The sequence below is a fragment of the Bradyrhizobium sp. SZCCHNS1050 genome (assembly GCF_032484785.1).
Classification (GTDB): domain Bacteria; phylum Pseudomonadota; class Alphaproteobacteria; order Rhizobiales; family Xanthobacteraceae; genus Bradyrhizobium.
This window is the reverse complement of sequence record NZ_JAUETR010000001.1, coordinates 3,108,697-3,131,939: the sequence shown is the minus strand read 5'-3', so window position 1 is coordinate 3,131,939 and position 23,243 is coordinate 3,108,697. Positions and strand designations below refer to the sequence as shown.

Here is a 23,243-nt window from a genome sequence, read left to right as displayed (position 1 = left end):
CTTTGCTTTGATCAACCGCGCTTTCGTCCGGGTTCTGATGACCTCGGCGGTGTTGGCCGCCGGCGCGCTGCTGACGGGTTGCAACAGCGATCAGGTCGCGCTCGCCACCAACGCCAAGGCCAACCAGCCGGTGCCGCCGAAGCTCGTCGCGACGATGGGCGAGAAGGACATGGATCTGCAGTCGCCGATCCTGGTCCGCGTGTTCAAGCAGGAAGCCGAGCTCGAGGTCTGGAAGCAGGACCGCTCGGGCAAGTTCGCGCTGCTCAAGACCTATCCGATCTGCCGCTGGTCCGGCGATCTCGGACCGAAGGTGCGCGAGGGCGACCGCCAGGCGCCGGAGGGCTTCTACTCGATCAATCCGAGCCAGATGAACCCGCAATCGGCCTACTATCTGTCCTTCAACACCGGCTATCCGAACGCGTTTGACAAGGCGCTCGGCCGCACCGGCTCGCAGTTGATGGTGCATGGCGACTGCTCCTCGCGCGGCTGCTTCGCGATGACCGACGAGCAGATCGCCGAGATCTATGCGCTCGGGCGCGAGTCCTTCTTCGGCGGCCAGCGCGCCTTCCAGTTCCAGGCCTATCCGTTCCGGATGACGCCGGTGAACATGGCCAGGCACCGCAACAATCCGAACATGCCGTTCTGGCGCATGATCAAGGAAGGCTACGATCATTTCGAGGTCACCCGGCAGGAGCCGAAGGTCGACTTCTGCGAGAAGAAATACGTCTTCGACGCCCAGAAGCCGCCGGGCGCGACGCATGATCCGGTGTTCGACGCCTCCGCCAAGTGCCCGGCCTATGTCGTGCCCGACGAGATCACCGCCGCCGTGCGCGACAAGCAGCAGGCGGACGAGGCGGAATATGCCAAGCTCGTCGCCAAGGGCACGCCGGTCGCCAAGCTCAACACCGGCATCGATGGCGGCATGAATCCGATCTTCGCCAGCCGCGTGCCCGGAGCCTCCACCGGCCTGTCCGACGCCGGCGAGGCGCCGGGCCTGTCGCTCGCCAACTTCCAGGCCGCGCCAGGCACGATCCCCGGTCACGTCAACCCGCCGCGCGCACCCGGCGCCGACGAGGTCGCGATGCCGACCAGCACCGCGGAGGCTCCCTCGACCCGCGTGGCGGCCGTCAGCGCGCCCGAGAAGCCGAGCTTCATGTCGAGCCTCGCCCGTAAGGTCGGGATCGGCGGCAATGCGGCGGCGGAGAGCACAGCGACAGCCAAGCCTGCGCCGAGCAAGACAGCAGAGGCGAAGCCCGCCGAGACCAAGCCTGCACCGAGGCCGGTCGCCGCCAAGCCGTCCGAGACCCGGCAAGCTGCCGCGCGGCCGCCGTTCAAGCCGGCCACGAGCGAGGCGCCCGCCACCACCGCTTCGGCCCCGGCCCAGACCCAGACCGCGCTGGTCTCCGGCGCCGTCCCGGTGCTGCAGTCGAACTCGTTCGACAGCCGCTTCGCAGGGTTCAAGTAAGCCTCGTCCAGCGGCGGGCAGTTCTGAATCGTTGCCCGCGCTTCGCCAGAGTCGGGCCGCACGCGCGGTGCCACCCTCCCCTGGAGGGGGAGGGTCGATCGCACGCGAAGCGGGCGAGCGGAGTGGGGTGATCTCTCCATACGCGCCGGTGCCAGAGGAGAGATCACCCCACCCCGCCTCACGTTTCGCTTCGCTCCTCGTGAGGCGACCCTCCCCCTCCAGGGGAGGGTGAGCACCGTGCTCGCAGCGGCGCCGCGGCGAACAATCTCAACGGCAGCTTTGGACATGCGCTTTTATCCTCGCGGCGCGCTTGGCGTCCGAGTGATGCATCGATCTCACCCTCTTTCCGAAGCGAGGGTGCAGGGAAGGCCGGACCTCGACTGAGGCCCGTGGCCCGCCTGCGAAAAAAATGCAGGCGGCAGGTACCACAGGTCCAGCCGGACGATCCGGCGGGCTCAAGCGGTGGTCGCAACACCAAGTGTTTTCATTCGTGACAGCAGCTCGTCAAGCGCTTCTGCTGGAGTTTTCCATCCTAGCGTCTTTCTCGGTCGGGAATTGAGCGCTGCGGCCACGGCGGCGATCTCGTCAGCATCGTAGACGCTCAGATCGGTACCTTTCGGGAAGTACTGCCGCAGCAGGCCATTCGTGTTCTCGTTCGTGCCACGTTGCCAGGGGCTTCTTGGATCGCAGAAGTAGATCTGAAGGTCTGTATCGATCTTGAGGTCACTGTGTTGAGCCATTTCGGTCCCCTGATCCCAGGTTAGCGAGCGGCGGAGTTCTTTGGGCAAGGTGACGATGGTGCGCGTGATCGCATCGCGTACCGCTTCAGCTCCGTGTCCGGAGAGCGCAGGCCCATCCTTCGTACGTGGGCCATCGTCAAACCCCGGCAGCCGTGGAAGGTGCAGGAGCATTGTAAACCGCGTGCTGCGTTCGACCAGCGTGCCGATTGCCGAGCTGGCGGAGCCGACGATCAGATCTCCTTCCCAATGTCCCGGCACAGCTCGATCCGCGACTTCGGCCGGACGCTCACTGATCATGATCTCTGGCGATATGAAGCCTTTGCTGCGCTTCCGCGTACGCGCTCGGGGCACGCGCAGCGCACGTCCCGTTCGCAAACAGGACGACAACTCGCGTTTCAGCGCTCCTCGGCCCTGAACAAAAAGCGCCTGGTAAATGGCTTCGTGGCTGATGCGCATCGCCTCGTCATCCGGGAAGTCGATCGGTAAGCGCCGGGCAATCTGCTCGGGACTCCACGCTTTCGTCCACCCCTGATCCTGGCTAGAGCCCGCACGACCGGCCTTCCGCCGAACGCCGCCTGGAGGTGCGACAAACCCTGCAAGCCGCTCTTCAACATAAGCGCGCAAGGCGGCGTTGCTTGCAAGCTTGCTCGGCTTAGGACGCCGGGCCGATCGATCTGCATGCCACTGGGCGGCCGTCGCCCGATAGGCCATCTTGCCGCCGTGCGTGGCCGCATTGCGATCGAGTTCACGGGAGATGGTCGAGGGAGATCGATTGAGACGCCGCGCTATCTCTCGTACAGAATGGCGCTGCGCATTCAGCAGCGCAATCTCTTCGCGCTCAGAAAAAGAGAGGTGCCGTCCGGAGAGCGGCTTCGCTGAAGGTCGGAACATTGCCGGTGCCACGCCGCCCGCTTTTCGAAATAATCGGGGGCCGACAGCATCCGATAATCCAGCAGCCAGCGCAGCATTCTCGCTGTTCAACCCAGCGGCAATCCCACGCCAAAATTTCTGCTGTTCCGCACGCCCCGCAACTGGTGGGCGCCCCAATGATCCCAGCTTGCCCCGCGTTGACCGTTTCTTTCGAATGCCCATCGCAACCTCCTCATCGAGTGTTGCGACGACCAATTGAATCCGCCTCCGGCCCTCCCTGCGCGATAGTTTTAACGGCTGCTTCGCGATCTCCCTGGGGACCGGGCTGTCTTGCCCCCATCACCGGCGAGATGCGCGGGGCATCATCCGCCGGCTTGACCTCAGCATCGGGAGGCCAGGACCACGCGACTTGACCGTGCGAGCCGATGTTGTTCGTCCGCGCGAATGATCACGCTGCAAACCGGCCCGCCCATCACATCCCGCACTCCACGCTTCGTGACGACCGCGCAGCGCCCCTCGTCGATGAGGCGGGACGGACGGAATAGATCACGAAATTCCGAAATTTGGAAGCGGCATATTTTTGCTGATGGGACTGGACAGCCCAAATCAGCTTGAACGCGCGGGCAAATTCAGTTTTTCCGCGCAGCGCGTTTCTCATCGCTGCGAGGCATGGACCCGCCCGCCGCATGCGGGACGCAGGACCGAATCGCCCGACGGGCAGAAGGCGCCAGCGTCGTCGCCCAAGCCTTCATGGCCAAGCCGGCCGGTTGACGGCTGGAATATCATGTCATATTAAAAGTTACATGAGACCCAACAGCCAGTTGTCCGGCATCCTGCACGTCCTGCTCCACATGGCGGAGCACGACGGTCCGGTGACGTCCGAGGCCCTCGCAGCGATGATGCAGACCAATCCGGTCGTGATCCGCAGAATCATGGCGGGCCTCCGGGACAGCGGCTATGTGCGCTCCGAGAAAGGCCATGGCGGCGGCTGGACGCTCGCCTGCGATCTGGCGACCGTCACCCTGCGCGACGTCTACGATTCCCTCGGGCGTCCATCGGCGTTCGCCATCGGCCATCGGAGCGAGACTCCCGACTGCCTCGTCGAGCAGGCGGTCAATGCGGCGCTCGACAGCTCCATCCGGGCCGCCGAGACCTTGCTGCTGTCCCGTCTCGGCGCCATCACGCTGGCGGCGCTGAGCGCCGATTTCCACGACCGCCTCGAACGACGCAAGCGACCTCGCAAGGGAGACATCTGTCATGCCGGCTGACATCGCCGACGGCGCCCAGCAGTTCATCCGCGCGTTTTCCGATCCCGAATTCGTCGCGCGCTACACGGATGGTCCACGGCGCTTCGTGCCCGGTCTCGACGGGCTGCACCGGATGACGGCGGTCCTGCTGGCCGAGCGGGCGCCCGAACATGCGAGGGTGCTCGTGCTGGGCGCGGGCGGCGGGCTCGAGCTGAACGCGTTGGCGGAAGCGCAACCATCGTGGACCTTCGTCGGCGTCGATCCGGCGCCGCAGATGCTGCGACTCGCCGAACGCACGCTCGGCGCGCGGACGAGCCGGGTCGAACTGATCGAAGGCACCATCGACGATGCGCCGGCCGGCCCGTTTGACGCGGCGACATGCCTGCTGACGCTGCATTTTCTGGCAGCGCCGGAACGGTCGCGGACAGTCCGCGCCGTGCACGACCGGCTCCGCCCTGGAGCGCCTTTCGTGGTGGCCCATAGCTGCCTGCCCAACGAGCCAGTCGAGAGATCGCTGTGGCTGGATCGGTACGCAGCCTATGCCGTTGCGTCCGGCACAGACCCCGAGCAGGCCAGGACGATGCGCGCGACCGTCGATGCCAGCGTCAACATGCTGAGCCCAGGGGAGGATGAAGCCATCCTGCGTGACGGCGGCTTTCGCGATGCCCGTCCATTCTTCTCAGCGCTGACCTGGCATGGCTGGATCGGCCACGCCTGAACCGCCGCCGAGCATCACACCGATGCCCCCTGAACGATCGCGATCGGTGCCTGCTAATTAGTTGCCCGGCCTGCGCCGGCATTCACGCATGTCCCTCCCTGCGGCCCCCGAAGAGGTGGATGACGCGGCTTGCGGACAGGCTTCGCGCCCGAGCCCTGCCACGTCTCAGCTTGCGTGATGTCGCGCACGGAGCGCGGGGACGCGATCTGCGACAAACGGCGCGTCACCCGAGGCGAGGTGACGCAACCGAGAGGAGCAGGTCATGAGCTTTTGGGATGATATCGGAGATGCCGTCAGTTCCGCCGTGGACGACGTGAAGGACGTCGCGAAGGATGTGGCGGGTGCGGTCGGCGGTGCGGCGGGCGCCGTGGTCCATACGGTCGAGCACGTCGCCGGCGATGCGGCCCATGCCGTGGGCAGCGTGGTGCATGGCATCGGCGCGCTCGGCGGCGAGGCCATCCATACCGTGGGCGGCGTGCTCGGCGCGATCGGGCACGGTGCCGAGGCGATCGGCGGCGGCCTGCTTCACACCGTAGGCGACGTCGCGTCGACCGTGGTCCATGTCGGCGGCGACGTCCTCCATACCGGGATCAACGTCGCCGGCGACGTGGCGTCCGGGGTGGGCCATCTGGTGCATGGCGACATCGACGGCGTCATCAACGACGTGAAGCATATCGGTGGCGACATCGTCGATGGCGGACTCAAGGTCGGGGGCGACGTGGCGCATGGCGCCCTCGACGTCGCCGGCGACCTCGCACACACCGCGGTCGGCCTCGGCGAGGCTGGGTTGGAGGCGGCCGGCGCGGTCGGTCACGGCGCGCTCGGCATGGCCGGCACCATCGTCGGAACGGCCGGCGAGGTCGGAATGGACGCACTGGACGCCGCAGGCGCGGTGGTGAAGGGCGGCTTCGACGCCGGCGTGGCGGTGGCCGACGGCGCCATCGGCGTGGTCACCGACACGGCGTCGGCGGCGGGCCACCTGATCGGCGGACCGATCGGCGAGGCGATCTCCGGCATCGCCCACGGCGCCGATGCGGTCGGCACCGGGATCGTCGATGGCGTCGGTCACTTCGTCGGCGAGGGTCTCAACGGGCTGGCGCAGACCGCCGGCGAATTGAGCCACTCGCTCGGTCAACAGCTCGACGCGATCGGCCATGACCTCGGCTCGCTGGTCAACGACCTCAGCCATGGCGATCTCGGCGCCGTGATCAGTGACGTGTTCAAGCTGGCCCAGGACGGCCTGCGCAGCGACGGCAGCATCCAGATCGCTCATGCGGGGCAGGACGGCGGCAGCCATGGCGGGTTCTGGGACTCGATCGCGCAGGCGATCCATCAGTCCGGCGACAACGTCCAGGGCGGCCAGGGCCCCGGCCCCGGCTTCCCCGGCCCGTTGCATGGCGAGGGCTCGTCGCACAACCCGATCATCGTCGACAATTTCGGGGACCATGGCCATGCGGGCAACACCGGCATCGTGCCGCCGAATTTCGACCACGCGCCGGTGGCCGTGCACGACGCGCCGCACGCCGACTACAGCCACATCGTCCAGATGGACGATTCGCATCACTTCGCGATGCATGGCTGAGGCACCGCCGCTCGGCCGGCAGGCATCCCGCCGTGATCGTCACGGCGGGATGTCGCGTCAGGATCGATCGGCGTCGTGCTGGACGATGGCCGGCGGTGCACCGGTCGCCTGCGCGCGATCTCGCGGCAGGGGATCGTTCATCGCCGAGAGCGCGCATAGCGCCAGCGAGCCCCAGACGGCGGCGCTGAAATATAGCGACATCCAGGCGATCTCTTCCTTCCAGTGCTCGAACTCGTGGGTGACGGTCCAACGCGTGGCGGAGTCGCGCAGACCGGCGAGCGGATGCAGCAGTGGCGTGCCGGCGGCGCGCTCGATGCGCCAGCGCTTCACATACATCGGGACGTCGATCACGACCAGGAAGGCGAGATAGCAGGCGATGCCGACGAGGCCCGCGATCAGAAGGCCGCGCACCAGGCCGTCGAACTCCGGCAGCAGCCGGCCGAGGCCGATGCCGACGAACAGGAAGGCCACCGCCCACAGCGAGTTCTCGATCGCGTTGTAGAGGAAATTCCGGGTGACGACGGCGTACCAGGAACAGATCTCGGCGACGACGATCAGCGGCACGATGATGCGGGCCATGTTGACCGCAGTCTCGGCATCGGCGATCGCGCCGAGCTGCGCGAGGATGATGGCCCACTGTGCCGCGAAGGCAATCTCGGCGATGGTCGCGACGGTGCGGCCGATGAACACGCTCGACAGCCAGCTGTCGACCAGGCAGATGCGCTGCACGTCGGCGCGCGGCAGCACTGAGCGGAAGGCGCAGCCGAACACATAGGCCGCCGACAGCGCCAGCATCGAACTGGTCTGGGACGCCTGACCCGACGAACTGCTGCCGCCGTTGAGCTGGCGGTACAGGATGAACCAGAACACGATGTTGGCGAGGCTGACGAGCGTCAGCATCGCCCACCACAGGGCGACCGGGTTCGACAGGGCTCGCGACTGCGCACGCATCCGGGCACTCCAAATTTCATGTGAACGACATGGGATCGTATTAATTCCGTCATGCAGCGGCAACCCATTCCGGCCACGGAGGATCGCAAAAGGCCGTGTGACGGCGAGCCCTGCGGCCGGCATTGGGAGTTTCGTCACGATGTCCGGAGTTCCTTGCAGGAACCCGCGGGCGGCGCCTCGCGCCTTAAGCGTCGGCTTTCAAAACTCATGCATGGATCGGAGCGGGCACAAGGTGCTGCCCGGATTGACGTTTCGCTAACCGCGATTCCGGCGCGCCGAAACGCGGCACGCGACGGACCGTAGCTGGCCTGCGTGAGGGTTCATTGCCGATGTTGACGATCCTGTCCTGCCTGCCCGCCGATCATGATCTGCGCTACGTCGCCGCCGCACTGCTCGTCTGCGTGCTCGGCTCGATTCTGTCCATGCGGCTGCTCGCGCGGGTCCGTCGCAACGCCGGCCTCCGCCGCTTCCATCTGCTGTTTCTGGCCGGACTCGTGGCCGGTGGCACGGTCTGGACCACGCACTTCGCCGCGGTCCTCGGCTACGACACGCCAGGATACCGCTCGTTCGAGCCGGCGATGACCTTCGCCTCGCTCGGACTGGCGGTGGCCTTTGCGTGGCTCGGCTTCTTCATCACGACACGCACCCAGCGCGGCCCGCTGATCGAGGCCGGCGGCGCGGTGTTCGGCTTCGGCATCGCCGCCATGCATTACAGCGGCATGAGCGCGCTCAAGCTCGACGGCGCGCTGACCTGGAACGTGCCGATGGTTTGGCTCTCGATCGCGCTTGCAACGGTGTTCGGTGCCGTCGCGGCGAACCGCATCGCGCGGCCGGTCACCCGCTTCTGCAAATATGGCAGCTCGCTCGCGATGGTGCTTGCGATCCTGAGCCTGCACTTCACCGGCATGCTCGCGTTGACCCTGGCACCAATGGCGGCCAGCAGCGCGCCGGTGCAGTCGCTGTCGGACAGCCTGATGCTGGTCACGGTCGTCACCGGCATCGGCCTGATCATGGCGATGGCCGCCTCGGCCTACATGATCGACATGCAGGCGACGCAGGAAGCGGTCGAAGGCTATCGGCAGCTGGCGCTGCAGGACCCGCTGACCGGCCTGCCGAACCGCAGCGGCCTCGGCCAGCGGCTCGCGCCGCTGCTCACCGAGGGCGACGAGACCGCGCATCTGGCGGTGCTCGCGATCGACCTCGACCGCTTCAAGGACGTCAACGACGCGCACGGCCATGCCGCGGGCGATGCGGTGCTGACGGTGATCGCACAGCGTATTGCATCGACGCTGCAGCCCGGCGAGTTCCTGGCGCGAATCGGCGGCGACGAGTTCGTCGCCGTCAAGAGCGAGATCTTCGCGCGCACCGAGGCGGCGAAGTTCGCCGAGCGGATGCGCGCGCTGGTGCTGGCGCCCGTCGAGTGGGAGGAGCGCAGCCTCTCGGTCGGCTGCAGCATCGGCATCGCGCTGCATCCCGACCACGGCCTGACCTCGGACGAGCTTCTTACCCGCGCCGACCTCGCGATGTACCGCGCCAAGAGTCTCGGCCAGGGCAAGATCTGCACCTATGAGCCGTCGATGGACGAGGCCAGCCGGCGCCGCGCCGAGCTCGCGATCGACCTCAAGCGCGCGCTGGTGCGCAACGAGTTCGAGCTGCACTACCAGGTGCAGAACGACACGCAGAGCGGCGGCATCGTCGGCTTCGAGGCGCTGCTGCGGTGGAACCATCCGGTGAAGGGCCGCGTGCCGCCGAACGATTTCATTCCGATGGCCGAACAAACCGGGCTGATCGTCGACATCGGCGACTGGGTGCTGCGCACCGCCTGCGCCACTGCCGCGACCTGGAGCCGGCCGTTCAAGGTCGCCGTCAACGTCGCGCCGATGCAGCTCAACCACGACCTTCCGAAGCGTGTCGCCGAGGTGCTGCGCGAGACTGGATTGGCGCCGGAGCGGCTGGAGATCGAGCTGACCGAGACCGGCATCATCGCCGACCGCCAGCATGCGCTGCAGGTGATGCAGGCCTTGAAGGCGATCGGCGTCACCGTGGCGATGGACGATTTCGGCACCGGCTATTCGTCGCTGTCGACCCTGCAGGTGTTTCCATTCGACAAGATCAAGGTCGACAAGAGCTTCATCCAGTCGGTCGAGACCAGCGTGCACGCCGCGGCCATCGTCAAGGCGACCCTGCTGCTCGGGCGCAGCCTCAACATTCCCGTGCTCGCCGAAGGCGTCGAGACCGAACAGCATCTCGCCTTCCTGCGCGAGGAAGGCTGCAGCAGCGTACAGGGCTTCCTGTTCGGCAAGCCGATGCCGCAGGAGGCGATCAGCCGGATGATTCGTGAGGTCGGAGGTACGCCGGCGGCTGCCGTCGGCGTGCTGGCCAAGAAGGCCGCGGCCGCGTGACGGCAGATCTTGTCATCGTGATTGCCTTGCGGCTGAACTGAACAGGCGGCCGCGAATGTGATGGCTCACCCTCCCCTGGAGGGGGAGGGTCGATCGCACGCGAAGCGGGCGAGCGGGGTGGGGTGATGTCTCCACGCGCCGGCTCCAGAGGAGAGATCACCCCACCCCGCCTCACGCGCCGCTTCGCGCCCCGTGAGGCGACCCTCCCCTCCAGGGGAGGGTGACCGCGGCACGCAGCCCGGCCAAGCTCGGCGCAGCGTTACTCAGAACGTTCGGATGATCTTGAAGTCGAGCCCGTCGGCCGCGGCGAGATGCATCGCCATGCCGGCGCGGCCCTGCCGGATCGTCACCTCGCCGCGCGCGCCGGAATAGACGATGTTGCGGCCGGCGGCAGCGAGCGGTCGCAGGGACAGCGAGCCGGCGCGCTCGGCGGCCGCCTTGAGAAAGCGCAGGCCCTCGTAGTTCGACTGGCCGACCGATCCGACCGGCGGCGCATCGGCGCCGAACATCGCGGTGTAGCGGCTCATGAACGCGTCATTGGCCTTGGAGCCGATGCAGCTGAAATAGCCGGAGGCCGAATACAGGTTCTCGGTGTTGTCGGCGCCGATGCCGAGCAGCACCGTTTCGTCCACCGCGCCGGCGAGACGCAGCGTGGTCGCGGCGAGGCCCGACTCGCCGAAGGCGCGATTGAAGGTAATGCTGTCGGTGCCGATCAGCGAGATCAGCACGACATCGGGCCTGGCGGCGCGAATCCGCGCCAGATGCGCCTCGTGATCATCCTCGCCCACCGGCACGAACTCCTCGCCGACCACCTGGCCGCCGGCCTCGGTGATGAAGGTCTTGGTCTGGAGGTGCGACTGCCACGGCCAGACATAGTCGCTGCCGATCAGATACCAGCGCCGGGCGCGCTTGTTCTCCGCCAGCCAGTGGATGGCGGGGCGCGTCTGGCTGTGCGGCGTCTCGCCGATCGCCATCACGCCGGGCGTGCGCTCGCCGCCTTCATAGACCGGCGTATACACATACGGGATGCGCCCGCGGGTGAGCCGGCGCAGCGCCAGCCTCACCGCGCTGATATGCGAGCCCATGACCACGTCGATGTCGTCGAATTCGAGCGCGTCCCTCGCGCGCTCGGCCACCTCGTCCGCCGGCCCGCCGGAATCGTAGAACGACAACTCGATCTCGCGCCCGAGAATGCCACCGTGGCGGTTGATGTCGGACACCGCGAGCAGCGCGCTGTTGGTCGCGGCCGGCCCCCAGATGCCGGGTGACCCGGAGAAGGTGAGGAAGTTGCCAATGCGCAGCCTGTTCTGGGAGCCGCGCCGCTGGATACGGTCAGGATCGAAGGGGGCGAGTGCAGGAAGGCCGGCCCGCCGGGGCGGGCTCCTGAACAGCAGGGATGGCGGCAGACGGAGACGCCCGGCCGTGACAGATCCTGTCGAGAGCACACCCACTCCTTGGCCGCAACCGTGCCTGGCCCATTGTGGGCCGGCGGTCATACGCCGTCAAAATCAGCACGCGTTCGGCAAATATCCTATTCGAAAATGTTGAATGTTCAAGAATTAGGATGCATATAGATCGGGCAGCTACTGCCGGACATTCATTCAAGTCGGGACCGCAAGCGAAGTTCACCGTGGCCAAACCGCCCCATCCCAACAGCCCCCTCACCGAACATCTCGCCTACCTGCTCGCGCAGGCCAACCGGGAGATCAACCGGCAGCTGGAGTCACGCCTGAGCACCGAGGGCGTGCCCGTCGAGCAGTGGCGCATCCTCAAGGTGCTCTCCGACGGCGAGGGGCACTCGATGGGCGATCTCGCCGACGCGGTCCTGCTGAACCACCCGACCCTGACCAAGATGATCGACCGCATGGTCTCCGACTCGCTGGTCTACCGCCGCCAGGACGCCCACGACCGGCGCAAGGTGCTGATGTTCATCAGCGATCATGGCAAGGCGCTATGCAAGCGGCTGAACTCGCTGGCCGCCAGCCAGGAGGCGCACATCCTGGAGAACTACGGCGACAAGGCCACCGGCGAGCTGAAGCGGCTCTTGGAAAATCTGATCGACGCGGCGAGCTGAGGCACGCTGCGCTGCCGACATTCAGGGCTAAGCTCTATCCTCCCGTCATTGCGAGCGCAGCGAGGCAGTCCAGAGCCCCCCACCACCCTGGATTGCTTCGCTGCGCTCGCAATGACGCGGAAATCGGAGCGGTCTTCGCGTCGCATCAAGACGACTTGACCACGCCTCGTCTCCTCGCCTGCGGCAAATCGGGCGGTCCGCCCGGCAACGCCGGGATAGACGCAAGACGAATCCTCCCTCATCCTGTCCTGTGACGATCGCGACGAACGGGCCGCATAGAGCCCGCGCGCGATCACCGGCGGGACCAAAACCGCCGGACGAGGACACGACACAGGGAGGACAGGCCATGGGCATTCACCTGCTCGATCGCGCCATCGGCAGCGATTATCCGACATTCGCAAGCACCGCTGACATCCGCGCCTTCGAGCAGACGCCGTACAGCGAACGGATCGCGGCGCAGAGCACCTATGAGGCGCTGAAATGCGGGGCGTCCGCCAATCCGGATGCGCCGGCGATCCAGTTTCTGCCCAACGCCGATCCGGCCGACACGCCGGTGGTGATCTCCTATCGCGACTTCATCGCCCGGGTGACGCAGGCGGCGAACATGTTTCATGCGCTCGGCGTCGGCCCCGACGGCGTCGTCAGCTTCATGCTGCCTTTGGTGCCCGACGCCTTCGTCACGCTGTTCGGCGCCGAGGCCGCCGGCATCGCCAACCCGGTCAATCCGCTGCTCGAGCCGCACCAGATCACCGAGATTCTCGATGCCGCCAGGACCAAGGTGCTGGTGGCGCTCGGCCCCCTGCCCGGCACCGACATCTGGCAGAAGGTCGAGAAGGTGCGCGGCGGCCTCAAGCACCTCAAGGCGATCGTGCAGGTGCATGGCGGCGGCGGTGACCCCGCCAACGGCATTCACGCGTTCAACGACCTGATCGGAGCGCAGCCGAGCGACCACCTCGTCAGCGGCCGGCAGATCAAGGCCAGCGACACCGCCGCCTATTTCCACACCGGCGGCACGACCGGCACGCCGAAGCTGGTGCGCCACAGCCATGGCAACCAGGTCTATCAGGCCTGGGGGATCAACCTGGTCCTGAAGGCCAAGCCCGGCGGCACCTTGCTGTTCGGCATGCCGCTATTCCATGTCGGGGGATCGCTGACCCAGGCGCTGCAGACGCTGTCGGCGGGCGGGTCCCTCGTCGTGCTGTCGGGCGCCGGCTGGCGCAATCCGAATGCGGTGCGCAACATCTGGGGTCTGGTGCAGCGCTTCAAGCCGGAGACGCTGTCGAGCGTGCCGACGGTGCTGGCGGCGACGCTCGCGGTGCCGCAAGGCGCCGCCGACATCTCCAGTCTGCGCTATGCCGCGGGCGGCGGCTCGGCGATTCCGGTCGCCGTGGGGCAGGCGATCATGGACAAGCTCAAGCTGCCGGTGATCGAGGTCTACGGCATGACCGAGACCGCGAGCGTGCACACCATGGCCTATCCGGACCAGCCGATCCGGCTCGGCTCGGTCGGCCTGCCGCTGCCTTACGCGAAGGTGCGGATCGTCAAGCTCGATGCCGACGGGCGCTATGAGCGCGACTGCGCAACGGATGAGATCGGCGTCGTCATCATGGCCGGGCCCGGCGTGTTCTCCGGCTATCTCGACGACGCCCACAACAAGGGCGCCTTCGTCCAGGGACATTGGGTCAATTCCGGCGATCTCGGCCGGCTCGATGCCGACGGCTTCCTGTGGATCACTGGCCGCGCCAAGGACCTCGTGATCCGCGGCGGCCACAACATCGATCCGGCGCCGATCGAGGAGATCCTGTTCCAGCATCCGGCCGTGGGCTTCGCCGCGGTGGTCGGTCAGCCCGACGCCTATGCGGGCGAGCTGCCGATCGGCTATGTGCAGCTCAAGCCCGGCGCGAGCGTGCAACCGGGCGAGCTGGAGGACTGGGTGCGCGCCCGCACTCCGGAGCGCGCCGCGGTGCCGGTGCAGATCATCCCGATCGATCCGATGCCGGTGACCGGCGTCGGCAAGGTGTTCAAGCCGCAACTGCGCTGGGACGCCGCGACGCGGGTGTTCGCCAAGGTGTTGTCGCAACTGACCGACCGCGGCATCGATTGCAGCGTCAAGGTCGGACCGCACGGCAGCCACGGCAGCATCGCGACGGTGACCTTGCGCAACGTGCCGGCGGAGACCCGCGAGGCGGTCGAGAACGAGGTGCACACATTGCTGGCGCCGTTCGTGATCCGGCACGAGGTGGTGATGGAGTGAGCCGCGATTCCGGGTGAGACAGCCGTCTCGGCATTTGATCGGGACGGTGGTGCTCTGGCACGATGCTGACGCGTTTCGTCACGTTTGCCAGGCCGGGACGGATGAACCCAACCGACATCACCATCGCGATCGAAGATGCCAGACAGGCTGATGTGGCCGACCTCATCGCGGAGGCCAATGCCTTTCTGCGGACGCTATACCCTGCTGAAAGCAATCATCCCGTCGATGCCCACGCGCTTTCGGTGCCCGGGGCCGCATTTTTTGCCGCCCGTCGTGACGGGACGCTGCTCGGGTCGATCGCCCTTCGGCTCATTGGTCCAGGACACGCCGAGATCAAGCGATTGTTCGTCCGCGAAACCGCCCGCGGCTGTGGGCTCGGACGCAGGCTCCTCATGACGTTGGAAGACGAGGCCCAAGGTCGCGGGCTTGGCCGCGTGAGCCTCGAAGTGGGCATCAGACAGCCGCAGGCGATCCAGCTCTATCGCAGCTCCGGCTATCAGGATTGCGGGCCGTTCGGGATCTACCGACTCGATCCGCTCAGCCTGTTCATGACCAAACGGCTGGTGGCTTGACCAGGCTGGCGCGAACGGTGCTTGGGTGTCCGGATGCATCGAACGTGCAGTCAGGGGGAGTGACGACAGGTCGGACAACAAAGTATCCCCGCGCGGCGGCGCCTCACCCCGGCCTCCTCCCTCGTCAGAACGAGGAGAGGGAGCCGACTGTCTATGCCGCGACTCATCGCCTATGATCCTGTCAGGAGCCACGGATTCCGACGCGTGAGAGCTCTCGGCTCCGCTAGTCCGGATGCGCCCTTGGCTTCGTCGATTGCAGCCGCAGCTCCCCCGTTGGATTTGCCACCCCCTTGTCGGCAGCAACCTTGCGCAGCACATCCGGCCGATCGGAAATGATGCCATCGACGCCGGTGTCGATCAGCCGCGCCATGTCCTCCGGCTTGTTCACGGTCCAGACCACGACCTGCAGCCCGAGCGCATGCGCTTCGGCGACCAACTCCGGCGTGACGTCGGCGAAATAGGGCGACCACACCTTGCCCCCGGCCGCTTTGATCGTGCGCGGCAGCGAGCCGCCGTGATCGGCAGGATTGAAGCCGGCGGTCCAGCGGGTGGCCGCGGTCAACGACACCGTCGGCGCCTTGCCCCGCTGCAGTGACAAATAGACGGTTGGAATCCGAGGTGCGCGTTGCTGTACCAACTGCAGGGTGCGCCAGTCGAACGACTGGATCATGACGCGATCCGCGAACTGCTCAGCATCGATCAGGCCGAGCAGCAGGCTGACGAACCGCGCCGGGTCAGGCGCTTCGTTGGGAAACGCCGGATCGAGCTTGGTCTCGATGTTGAGACGCACATGGTCGTCTCCCGAGCGCCTGACGAGATCGAACAGCTGCTTCAGGGTCGGAATGCGCGGCGGCACGTCGCCTGCGAGCGGCTGCTGCTCCGGAAACTGCCTGGCATAGTCGCTGCCGGGGCGAATCCGGCCGACATCGTAGGACTGCACCTCGGCCAGCGGCAGGTCGATCAGCAGCGGTCCGGGCGGCGCGACGTAGTTGCCGGAAGCGTCGCGGGCGAGATCGGGATTGAGCCGCCGCTCGTGCGAGACGACCAGCACGCCGTCGGCCGTGGCGCCGACATCGAGCTCCAGCGTATCGACGCCCAACGCGAGCGCTGCGGCGAAGGCCTGCAGCGTGTTCTCCGGATGCAGTGCCCGCCCGCCGCGATGAGCCTCGACGTCGAAGGCGGTCGCGGGACTCGCCAGGCCGGCCAGCAACAGGGCCGCACAGAGGGAGAGAGTTGGACGGTGCATGGCACCAGCCTACCATGACGGCGCGGATTGCCCATTCCCCTTGTTTCGGCTGGCCTTCTGAATTAGGCCTTTGCCACAGACCGGCGGATAACGCTGGCCACGGATGGATCGAGGGAGGCGATCCGCGCGCTGCACGCGTCGTGCCAGCATCCCTATCGACCCTCCTTTCGAGCTTTGTTTCCCGAGTTCAGGCGCGACGGACCCATGCCCATGACCGACCTTCCTGTCATCATCGCCGGCGGCGGCATCGGCGGCCTTGCGACCGCACTCACCCTGCAGCAGATCGGCGTGCCCTGCGTCGTCTACGAGAGCGTGCGCGAGATGCGGCCGCTCGGGGTCGGCATCAACCTGCAGCCCAATGCCGTGCGCGAGCTGTATGATCTGGGCATTGGCGCCGACGATCTCGATCAGGTCGGCGTGCCCGCGAAGGAATGGGCGCTGGTCGGGCTGAACGGCAACGACATCTATTCCGAGCCGCGCGGGCTGCTTGCCGGCTACAATTGGCCGCAATATGCGGTTCACCGCGGCAGGCTGCACATGCTGCTTTACAGCCGGCTGGTACAGCGGGCTGGCGCTGATTGCGTGCGGCTCGGCAGCCGCGTCAGCGGCTATGAGAAGCATGCGGACGGCTCCGTGACCGCACGCGTCGAGCATGCCGATGGGTCGCGCTCCGAGCGGCGCGGGCGGCTCCTGATCGGCGCCGACGGCATCCACTCGGCGGTGCGCGCGCAGATGCACCCGGCGCAGCCGCCGATCCATTGGGGCGGCGCGGTGATGTGGCGCGGCGTCACCTGGGCGAAGCCGATGCGCACCGGCTCGTCCTTCGTCGGGCTGGGTACTCACCGCCATCGCGTCGTGGTCTATCCGATCTCGCATCCCGACCCGAAGACGGGGCTGGCGCTGATCAACTGGATCGCGGAAGTGACGATGGACAACACCGAGGGCTGGAAGCAGACCGGCTGGTTCCGCCAGGTCCCGGTGCAGGAGTTTGCGCATCACTTCGCCGGCTGGACCTATGACTGGCTCGACGTGCCCGCGCTGATCGCCGGCGCCGATGGCGCCTATGAGAACCCTATGATCGACCGCGATCCGGTCTCGACCTGGGTCGATGGCCCGGTCGCGCTGATGGGCGACGCCGCGCATGCGATGTACCCGACCGGCTCCAATGGCGCGAGCCAGGCGATCGTCGACGCCCGCGTGCTCGGCACCTGCCTGCTGGCGCACGGCGTGACGCCGGCGGCGCTCGCCGCCTATGACGAGAAACTGTGCGGCCCGATTTCGGCTGTCATCCTGCGCAACCGCGGCGCCGGCCCGTTCGGCCTGCTCAATCTGGTCGACGAGCGCTGCGGCGGGACCTTCACCAATATTGACGAGGTCATCCCACCGGCCGAGCGCGACGCGTTCATGGCCGGCTACAAGAAGGCGGCAGGGTTTGCCATCGAGCAGCTCAATGCCGCGCCGCGGACCATTGCCGAGGGGGCGACGGTCGCGAGCCTGTCAACAACCTGAGATTTGCCTTCGCGGCGATCTGACCCCGTGCATATGAGCGAGTCACCTCCACAGCCGCGAGGCGTGATCGCAATGCTGCGACGACTGGGCCGACTGTCCCTCGCCCTCGCACTCCTGATGCACTCGGGGCACGCCGGCCTTGCCGCCGGCTGCCGCAACACAGCGGCAACGTCGCGGCTCGTGGGCCCGATGATCATGGCCGGCTTCTTCGGGACCAAGGCATCGGATGCCGGATTTCAGCAGATTCTGTCCGATCTCGAGGAGGGGCTGATCGGCGGTGTCGTGATCCTCGGCCGCAATGTCGGAACGTCAGATGATCTCGCCGCGATGATCGATCGACTCCGGTCCTGCAAATGCGCGGCTCCTCCGTTCATCGCCATCGACGATGAAGGCGGAACGGTCGAGCGGCTCGGATCGAATGTCGGCCTTGCGGAAACGCCGTCGGCCGCGGAGATCGCCCGCGGCTCCGTCCCGGCGGCGCGCCGCGCTTACGCGGCACTCGCCGAGAAGCTCGCGACGCTGCACATCAACATGAATCTCGCGCCGGTGGTCGATCTCAACACCAACCCGTCGAACCCGATCATCGGTCAGCGGCAACGCAGCTATGGCCGCGACGCCGACACGGTGGCGCGCTACGCGGCAGCCTTCATCCGGGCGCACCGAAGGCAGGGCATCCTGACGGTGCTCAAGCATTTCCCGGGGCATGGATCGTCCACCGCCGACAGCCACGCCGGCATCGCCGACGTCACGACCACCTGGTCATCGGCGGAGCTGAAGCCGTACAGGCGCCTGATTCGGCGGGGGATGGCCGAGGCGATCATGGTCGGCCATCTCGCCAATACCCGCCGCTGGGGCGGTGTCGCAACGCAGAATGGCGCGCACGCGATCGACCGTCTTCTGCGCCGCGAGCTCGGCTATGACGGCGTGGTCATGACGGATGACCTCGCCATGAAGGCCATTCTCGACGCCAAGCCGCCGGCCACCGCCGCCATCGATGCCGTCAAGGCAGGCGCCGATATCATCATGTTCACCAAGCTGAGCGACGAGGACCAGACGTCCGACGTCGGCCGCGAGATCAACAGCGCGTTGACAGCAGCCGCTTGCTCACGTGAGCTCCCGTTGGATCTGGTCAAACGGTCGTATGCCCGTGTTCGTGGACTAAAGGCGATGAGCATCCAGCGAGATCGAAGCGGGGGGAGTCATTAACTTGTGTCTAAGCGCCAGATTTTTGTTGATCTGCTTAGCGGTATGTGCGCGGTCGGCCGCTGTATGCTCAGTACATGCGCGGCCTATCGAGAGCGATGCTTGGAAACGCTGCCAATCGTCGGATGCCGACCAGCGGATATCCGGCTGCAGCGAAGTAGTCTCTCAAGGTAGACGTCCTAAGTCTCGGCTTGCCGACGCTTTGGACGGGCGCTGCTGGGCATACCACGTCAAGGGACTGTATGAACTGGCCGTTGCAGACTGCAGGGCAAGCATATCGCTTCGACCGAACTATTCGTACTCCTACAACAATCTGTCCTCGGCTTTCCTGGGATTGAAGAATTTTGGGGAAGCTGCCAACGCCGCGAGGAAGGCTATCGAGCTAAAGCCTCGGTTCTTTTGGTCCCATCTAAATCTGGCCCGATCACTCGCTGGGCTCGGTGAGCTCGATCGAGCCAGAGCGGAATACCAAATAGCTCTCGCTATTGAACCGAGCAGCTCAGAAGCCACCGAAGAGCTGAGAATTCTTTCAGCTCAGACAGCAGAAAAGTTAAATCAACCTTCTTCTTCTGAAACCTCTACGAGGCCTTCCGGTGGCGCCTCTCTACCTATTTGGTCTAAACCCAGCCGTCGGGTTGCCCTCGTGATCGGCAACTCGAAATACAGTTCCGTTCCGGAGCTTCCAAATCCTGTGAGAGACACGGACCTCATTTCACAAACGCTGAAGTCTATCGGGTTTGACGAGGTAATCGCAGGAAAGAACCTGTCGCGCGATGCTTTACACAAGTTGTTGTTGGAGTTCTCGAAGAAGTCTTCGGAGGCCGACTGGTCGGTCATCTACTACTCGGGACATGGCATCGAAGTGGGTGGCGCCGACTACATGATCCCCGTCGACGCTCACCTCGAATCTGACAGAGATGTAGATTTTGAGACCGTTCCACTCTCCTTGGCAATCTCTGCTGCGGACGGTGCAAGGAAGCTGCGCATGGTGATCATGGATGCCTGTCGCAGCAATCCGTTTCTGAGTCAGATGAAACGGACCATCGCCACCCGCTCGTTAGGGCGCGGCTTGGCTGCCGTCGAGCCGGAGCCGGGATCGCTAGTTATATTTTCGGCAAAGCACGGAGAGACTGCCCTCGACGGAGATGGCTCCAACAGCCCGTTTGCGATAGCGCTCGCAAGCCGGCTGAAAGTCGCCGGTCTTGAGGTCCGTCGCTTGTTTGATCTCGTGCGAGACGATGTGCTCCTAGCGACCAATCGCCGGCAACAGCCGTTCTCTTATGGCTCGCTCTCAGGTAACGAAGACTATTTCTTTGTTGCCAAATGAACTGACTGAATCAAGGGCAGTTTCGGAACTCGACGGCTCTTAAATCTAGCTCGATCGGCGGAGCGACATTCGGGTCTTTCCACCCATCCGTCGCTTCGCTCCTTTCACGCGAGCACGTCGAATGTTACTGCCCGGCCCGCGCTTACGCGTACCTGCCGTGGCAGTGCTTGTACTTCTTGCCGGAGCCGCAGGGGCAATCCTCGTTGCGGCCGATCTTGCCCCAGGTGGTGGGGTCGTTGGGGTTGCGCGCTTCGGCCGGGACCGGGGCGGCGCCCGAAGAGGGCACGAGTGACACGTTGGCGAAGGCCATCTCGTCCTCGCCGGTGCTGGGATCGGCGTGGTGCGCCTGCATCGGCGGCAGCACCGGCTGCTGCTCCTCCGGTGGCACGATCTCGACCCGCATCAGCTGCGCGGTGACGGCCTCGCGCAGATGCGCGATCATCGCCTCGAACAGCGTGAAGGCTTCCGACTTGTACTCCTGCAGCGGATCGCGCTGGCCGTAGCCGCGCAGGCCGATGACCTGGCGCAAATGGTCGAGCATCACCAGGTGCTCGCGCCAGAGGTGGTCGAGCGTCTGCAGCAGGATGGTCTTCTCGACGTAGCGCATCACGTCGGGGCCCCATTGCGCGACCTTGGCGGCCATGCGCTCGTCGGCGTGGGTTTCGATGCGCTTGAGCAACTCCTCGTCGGCGATGCCCTCTTCCTTCGCCCATTCGTCGACCGGCAGGTCGATGTCGAGCACGCGCTTCAGCTCTTCTTTCAGGCCGGCGACGTCCCACTGCTCGGCATAGGCGTGCTCGGGAACGTGCTTGGCGACGAGATCGTCGATGAAGGCGTGACGCATGTCGGTGATCGTCTCGACCACGCTCTCGTCCTGCATCAGCTCGACGCGCTGGTCGAAGATCACCTTGCGCTGGTCGTTCTGGACGTTGTCGAACTTCAGGAGGTTCTTGCGGATGTCGAAGTTGCGCGCCTCGACCTTCTGCTGCGCCTTCTCCAGCGCCTTGTTGATCCAGGGATGGATGATGGCCTCGCCTTCCTTCAGGCCGAGCCGGGTCAGCATGCTGTCGAGCCGGTCGGAGCCGAAGATGCGCATCAGGTCGTCTTCCAGCGACAGGAAGAATTTCGACCGGCCGGGGTCGCCCTGACGGCCGGAGCGGCCGCGCAGCTGGTTGTCGATGCGGCGGGATTCATGGCGCTCGGAGCCGATGATGTAGAGGCCACCCGGCTTGGTCACGGTCTTCGCCGCCTTCGAGCCCTTGGCGGGCTCGATCTCGACCGTCTCCTCGGCCTTCAGCACGATCTCGCGGAAGCGGGCGATGTCGGCCTTGATCTGTTCGATCTTGGCGGCCTTCTCGGCCTCGTCGGTGATCCCGGCGGTCTCCTGCTGCAGGCGCATCTCGAGCGAGCCGCCGAGCTTGATGTCGGTGCCGCGGCCGGCCATGTTGGTCGCGATCGTGATCGCGCCGGGCACGCCGGCTTCGGCCACGATATAGGCTTCCTGCTCGTGGAAGCGCGCATTGAGCACCGCGAACAGTTTTGCGGGCTTGCCGGCGCGGGCCGCCGCATAGAGCTTGTCGAGCGCGCGCTCGCTGCCGAAATCGATCTGCTTGTAGCCGTGCTGCTTGAGATAGGCGGCCAGCACCTCGGACTTCTCGATCGAGGCGGTGCCGACCAGCACCGGCTGCAGGCGTGAATTCGCCCGCTCGATCTCGGCGAGGATGGCGGCGTATTTCTCCTGCTGGGTGCGATAGACCTCGTCGTCCTCGTCGAGACGTGCGACCGGCAGGTTGGTCGGGATCTCCAGCACCTCGAGCTTGTAGATGTCGAACAGCTCGTCGGCCTCGGTGGCCGCCGTGCCGGTCATACCGGCGAGCTTCTCGTACATCCGGAAGTAGTTCTGGAAGGTGATCGAGGCCAGCGTCTGGTTCTCGGGCTGCACCGGCTGGTGCTCCTTGGCCTCGAGCGCCTGGTGCAGGCCTTCCGAATAGCGCCGGCCCGGCATCATGCGGCCGGTGAATTCGTCGATGATCACGACCTCGCCGTCGCGGACGATGTAGTCCTTGTCGCGGGTGAACAGCGTGTGCGCGCGCAGCGCCTGGTTGATGTGGTGCACGACGGAGACGTTCTCGACGTCGTAGAGCGACTCGCCCTTGAGTTGGCCGGCATCGCGCAGCAGGGTCTCGATCTTCTCCATGCCGGCTTCGGTGAGCGTCACCGTGCGCTGCTTCTCGTCGACCTCGTAGTCGGTCTTGTCGAGCTTCGGCACGAAGGTGTCGATGGTGTTGTAGAACTCCGAGCGATCGTCGAGCGGGCCGGAGATGATCAGCGGCGTGCGCGCTTCATCGATGAGAATGGAGTCCACCTCGTCGACGATGGCGAAAAAGTGCCCGCGCTGGACCATGTCCTCCAGACGGTACTTCATGTTGTCGCGCAGATAGTCGAAGCCGTATTCGTTGTTGGTGCCGTAGGTGATGTCGCAGGCATAGGCCGCCTTGCGCTCGGCATCGTCGAGGCCGTGCACGATCACACCTGTGGTCAGGCCGAGGAAGCCGTAGATCTGGCTCATCCAGCCGGCGTCGCGGCGGGCGAGGTAGTCGTTCACCGTCACGACGTGGACGCCCTTGCCGGCGAGCGCGTTGAGGTAGACCGCGAGGGTCGCCACCAGCGTCTTGCCTTCGCCGGTCTTCATCTCGGCGATGTCGCCCTCGTGCAGCACCATGCCGCCGATCAGCTGGACGTCGAAATGGCGCTGGCCGAGGGTGCGCTTGGAGGCCTCGCGGACGGTGGCGAAGGCCGGGACCAGGATGTCGTCGAGCGTCTTGCCGTCGGCGAGCTGCTTCTTGAACTCCTCGGTGCGCGCCTTGAGCTGCTCGTCGGTCAGCTTGGCGAGCTCCGGCTCCAGCGCATTGATGGCATTGACACGGGACTGGTAACCCTTGACGCGACGGTCGTTGGCGGAGCCGAATAGCTTACGGGCGAGCGCGCCGATCATTGCTGAAATCCTGCCTCTATGGGTCTGCGTTGCAGCCGTAACTCATGGTTTGGGTTTGCTGTTCCCGACGTGATGCACCGCAGCACCC

General features: G+C 65.8%; 16 protein-coding genes. 11 read left to right on the top strand and 5 right to left on the bottom strand.

From position 1 onward, the window contains the following. Nucleotides 1-7 precede the first annotated feature (7 nt). On the top strand, nt 8-1,465 hold the full coding sequence (locus QX094_RS14175) for a L,D-transpeptidase family protein (protein ID WP_316174472.1): 1,458 nt from the start codon (nt 8-10) through the stop codon (nt 1,463-1,465). 455 nt (nt 1,466-1,920) lie between these two features. Here the strand turns inward: QX094_RS14175 and QX094_RS14170 are convergent, their stop codons facing one another. Then, nucleotides 1,921-3,297 (bottom strand): IS30 family transposase, encoded by a 1,377-nt coding sequence (locus QX094_RS14170; RefSeq protein ID WP_315715219.1) that lies wholly within the window; start codon nt 3,295-3,297, stop codon nt 1,921-1,923. Between the two features lie 581 nt (nt 3,298-3,878). On the opposite strand from QX094_RS14170, the gene QX094_RS14165 reads away from it, so the two are divergent. The 3 genes from QX094_RS14165 (at nt 3,879) to QX094_RS14155 (ending at nt 6,622) form a co-directional block, all read left to right on the top strand. After that, complete coding sequence (locus QX094_RS14165; RefSeq protein WP_315715218.1) at nt 3,879-4,343, top strand: Rrf2 family transcriptional regulator; 465 nt, start codon at nt 3,879-3,881, stop codon at nt 4,341-4,343. Next, complete coding sequence (locus QX094_RS14160) at nt 4,333-5,040, top strand: class I SAM-dependent methyltransferase (protein WP_316174470.1); 708 nt, start codon at nt 4,333-4,335, stop codon at nt 5,038-5,040. Before QX094_RS14165 ends, QX094_RS14160 begins: the two co-directional genes overlap by 11 nt. Before the next feature lie 262 nt (nt 5,041-5,302). Then, complete coding sequence (locus QX094_RS14155) at nt 5,303-6,622, top strand: hypothetical protein (RefSeq protein ID WP_316174469.1); 1,320 nt, start codon at nt 5,303-5,305, stop codon at nt 6,620-6,622. 57 nt (nt 6,623-6,679) lie between these two features. Here the strand turns inward: QX094_RS14155 and QX094_RS14150 are convergent, their stop codons facing one another. After that, on the bottom strand, nt 6,680-7,573 hold the full coding sequence (locus QX094_RS14150) for a hypothetical protein (RefSeq protein ID WP_315715215.1): 894 nt from the start codon (nt 7,571-7,573) through the stop codon (nt 6,680-6,682). 329 nt (nt 7,574-7,902) lie between these two features. On the opposite strand from QX094_RS14150, the gene QX094_RS14145 reads away from it, so the two are divergent. After that, on the top strand, nt 7,903-9,975 hold the full coding sequence (locus tag QX094_RS14145) for a putative bifunctional diguanylate cyclase/phosphodiesterase (RefSeq protein WP_316174636.1): 2,073 nt from the start codon (nt 7,903-7,905) through the stop codon (nt 9,973-9,975). A gap of 263 nt (nt 9,976-10,238) precedes the next feature. Here the strand turns inward: QX094_RS14145 and QX094_RS14140 are convergent, their stop codons facing one another. Continuing rightward, entirely contained in the window at nt 10,239-11,420 is a 1,182-nt protein-coding gene (locus tag QX094_RS14140; protein ID WP_315825529.1) for a substrate-binding domain-containing protein, read from the bottom strand. Nucleotides 11,421-11,605: 185 nt separating this feature from the next. Between QX094_RS14140 and QX094_RS14135 the strand changes: the two genes are divergently transcribed. The 3 genes from QX094_RS14135 (at nt 11,606) to QX094_RS14125 (ending at nt 14,875) form a co-directional block, all read left to right on the top strand. Next, nucleotides 11,606-12,049 carry a MarR family winged helix-turn-helix transcriptional regulator gene (locus tag QX094_RS14135; protein WP_315715212.1) on the top strand — a complete coding sequence of 148 codons (444 nt, stop codon included), beginning with the start codon at nt 11,606-11,608 and terminating at the stop codon, nt 12,047-12,049. 346 nt (nt 12,050-12,395) lie between these two features. Beyond that, the gene (locus tag QX094_RS14130) at nt 12,396-14,303 is read left to right on the top strand and encodes an acyl-CoA synthetase (protein ID WP_316187950.1); all 1,908 of its coding nucleotides are present in this window, start codon (nt 12,396-12,398) and stop codon (nt 14,301-14,303) included. Nucleotides 14,304-14,365: 62 nt separating this feature from the next. Further along, on the top strand, nt 14,366-14,875 hold the full coding sequence (locus QX094_RS14125; RefSeq protein WP_315715210.1) for a GNAT family N-acetyltransferase: 510 nt from the start codon (nt 14,366-14,368) through the stop codon (nt 14,873-14,875). A gap of 223 nt (nt 14,876-15,098) precedes the next feature. Here QX094_RS14125 and QX094_RS14120 read toward each other — a convergent pair whose 3' ends face one another. Continuing rightward, nucleotides 15,099-16,121, bottom strand: a complete 1,023-nt coding sequence (locus tag QX094_RS14120; protein WP_315715209.1) for a glycerophosphodiester phosphodiesterase — start codon at nt 16,119-16,121, stop codon at nt 15,099-15,101. A 210-nt stretch (nt 16,122-16,331) separates the two neighbouring features. Between QX094_RS14120 and QX094_RS14115 the strand changes: the two genes are divergently transcribed. The 3 genes from QX094_RS14115 to QX094_RS14105 all read left to right on the top strand — a co-directional run bounded on the left by QX094_RS14115 (nt 16,332) and on the right by QX094_RS14105 (nt 20,160). Beyond that, nucleotides 16,332-17,630, top strand: a complete 1,299-nt coding sequence (locus tag QX094_RS14115) for a flavin-dependent oxidoreductase (RefSeq protein ID WP_315715208.1) — start codon at nt 16,332-16,334, stop codon at nt 17,628-17,630. A gap of 72 nt (nt 17,631-17,702) precedes the next feature. Further along, a complete protein-coding gene (locus QX094_RS14110; RefSeq protein ID WP_315715207.1) occupies nt 17,703-18,836 on the top strand; it encodes a glycoside hydrolase family 3 N-terminal domain-containing protein in 1,134 nt (377 codons plus the stop codon). Nucleotide 18,837: 1 nt separating this feature from the next. Then, nucleotides 18,838-20,160, top strand: a complete 1,323-nt coding sequence (locus tag QX094_RS14105; RefSeq protein ID WP_316174465.1) for a caspase family protein — start codon at nt 18,838-18,840, stop codon at nt 20,158-20,160. A 142-nt stretch (nt 20,161-20,302) separates the two neighbouring features. Here QX094_RS14105 and secA read toward each other — a convergent pair whose 3' ends face one another. Next, a complete protein-coding gene (secA, locus tag QX094_RS14100; protein ID WP_315715205.1) occupies nt 20,303-23,155 on the bottom strand; it encodes a preprotein translocase subunit SecA in 2,853 nt (950 codons plus the stop codon). Between the last annotated feature and the right edge of the window lie 88 nt (nt 23,156-23,243).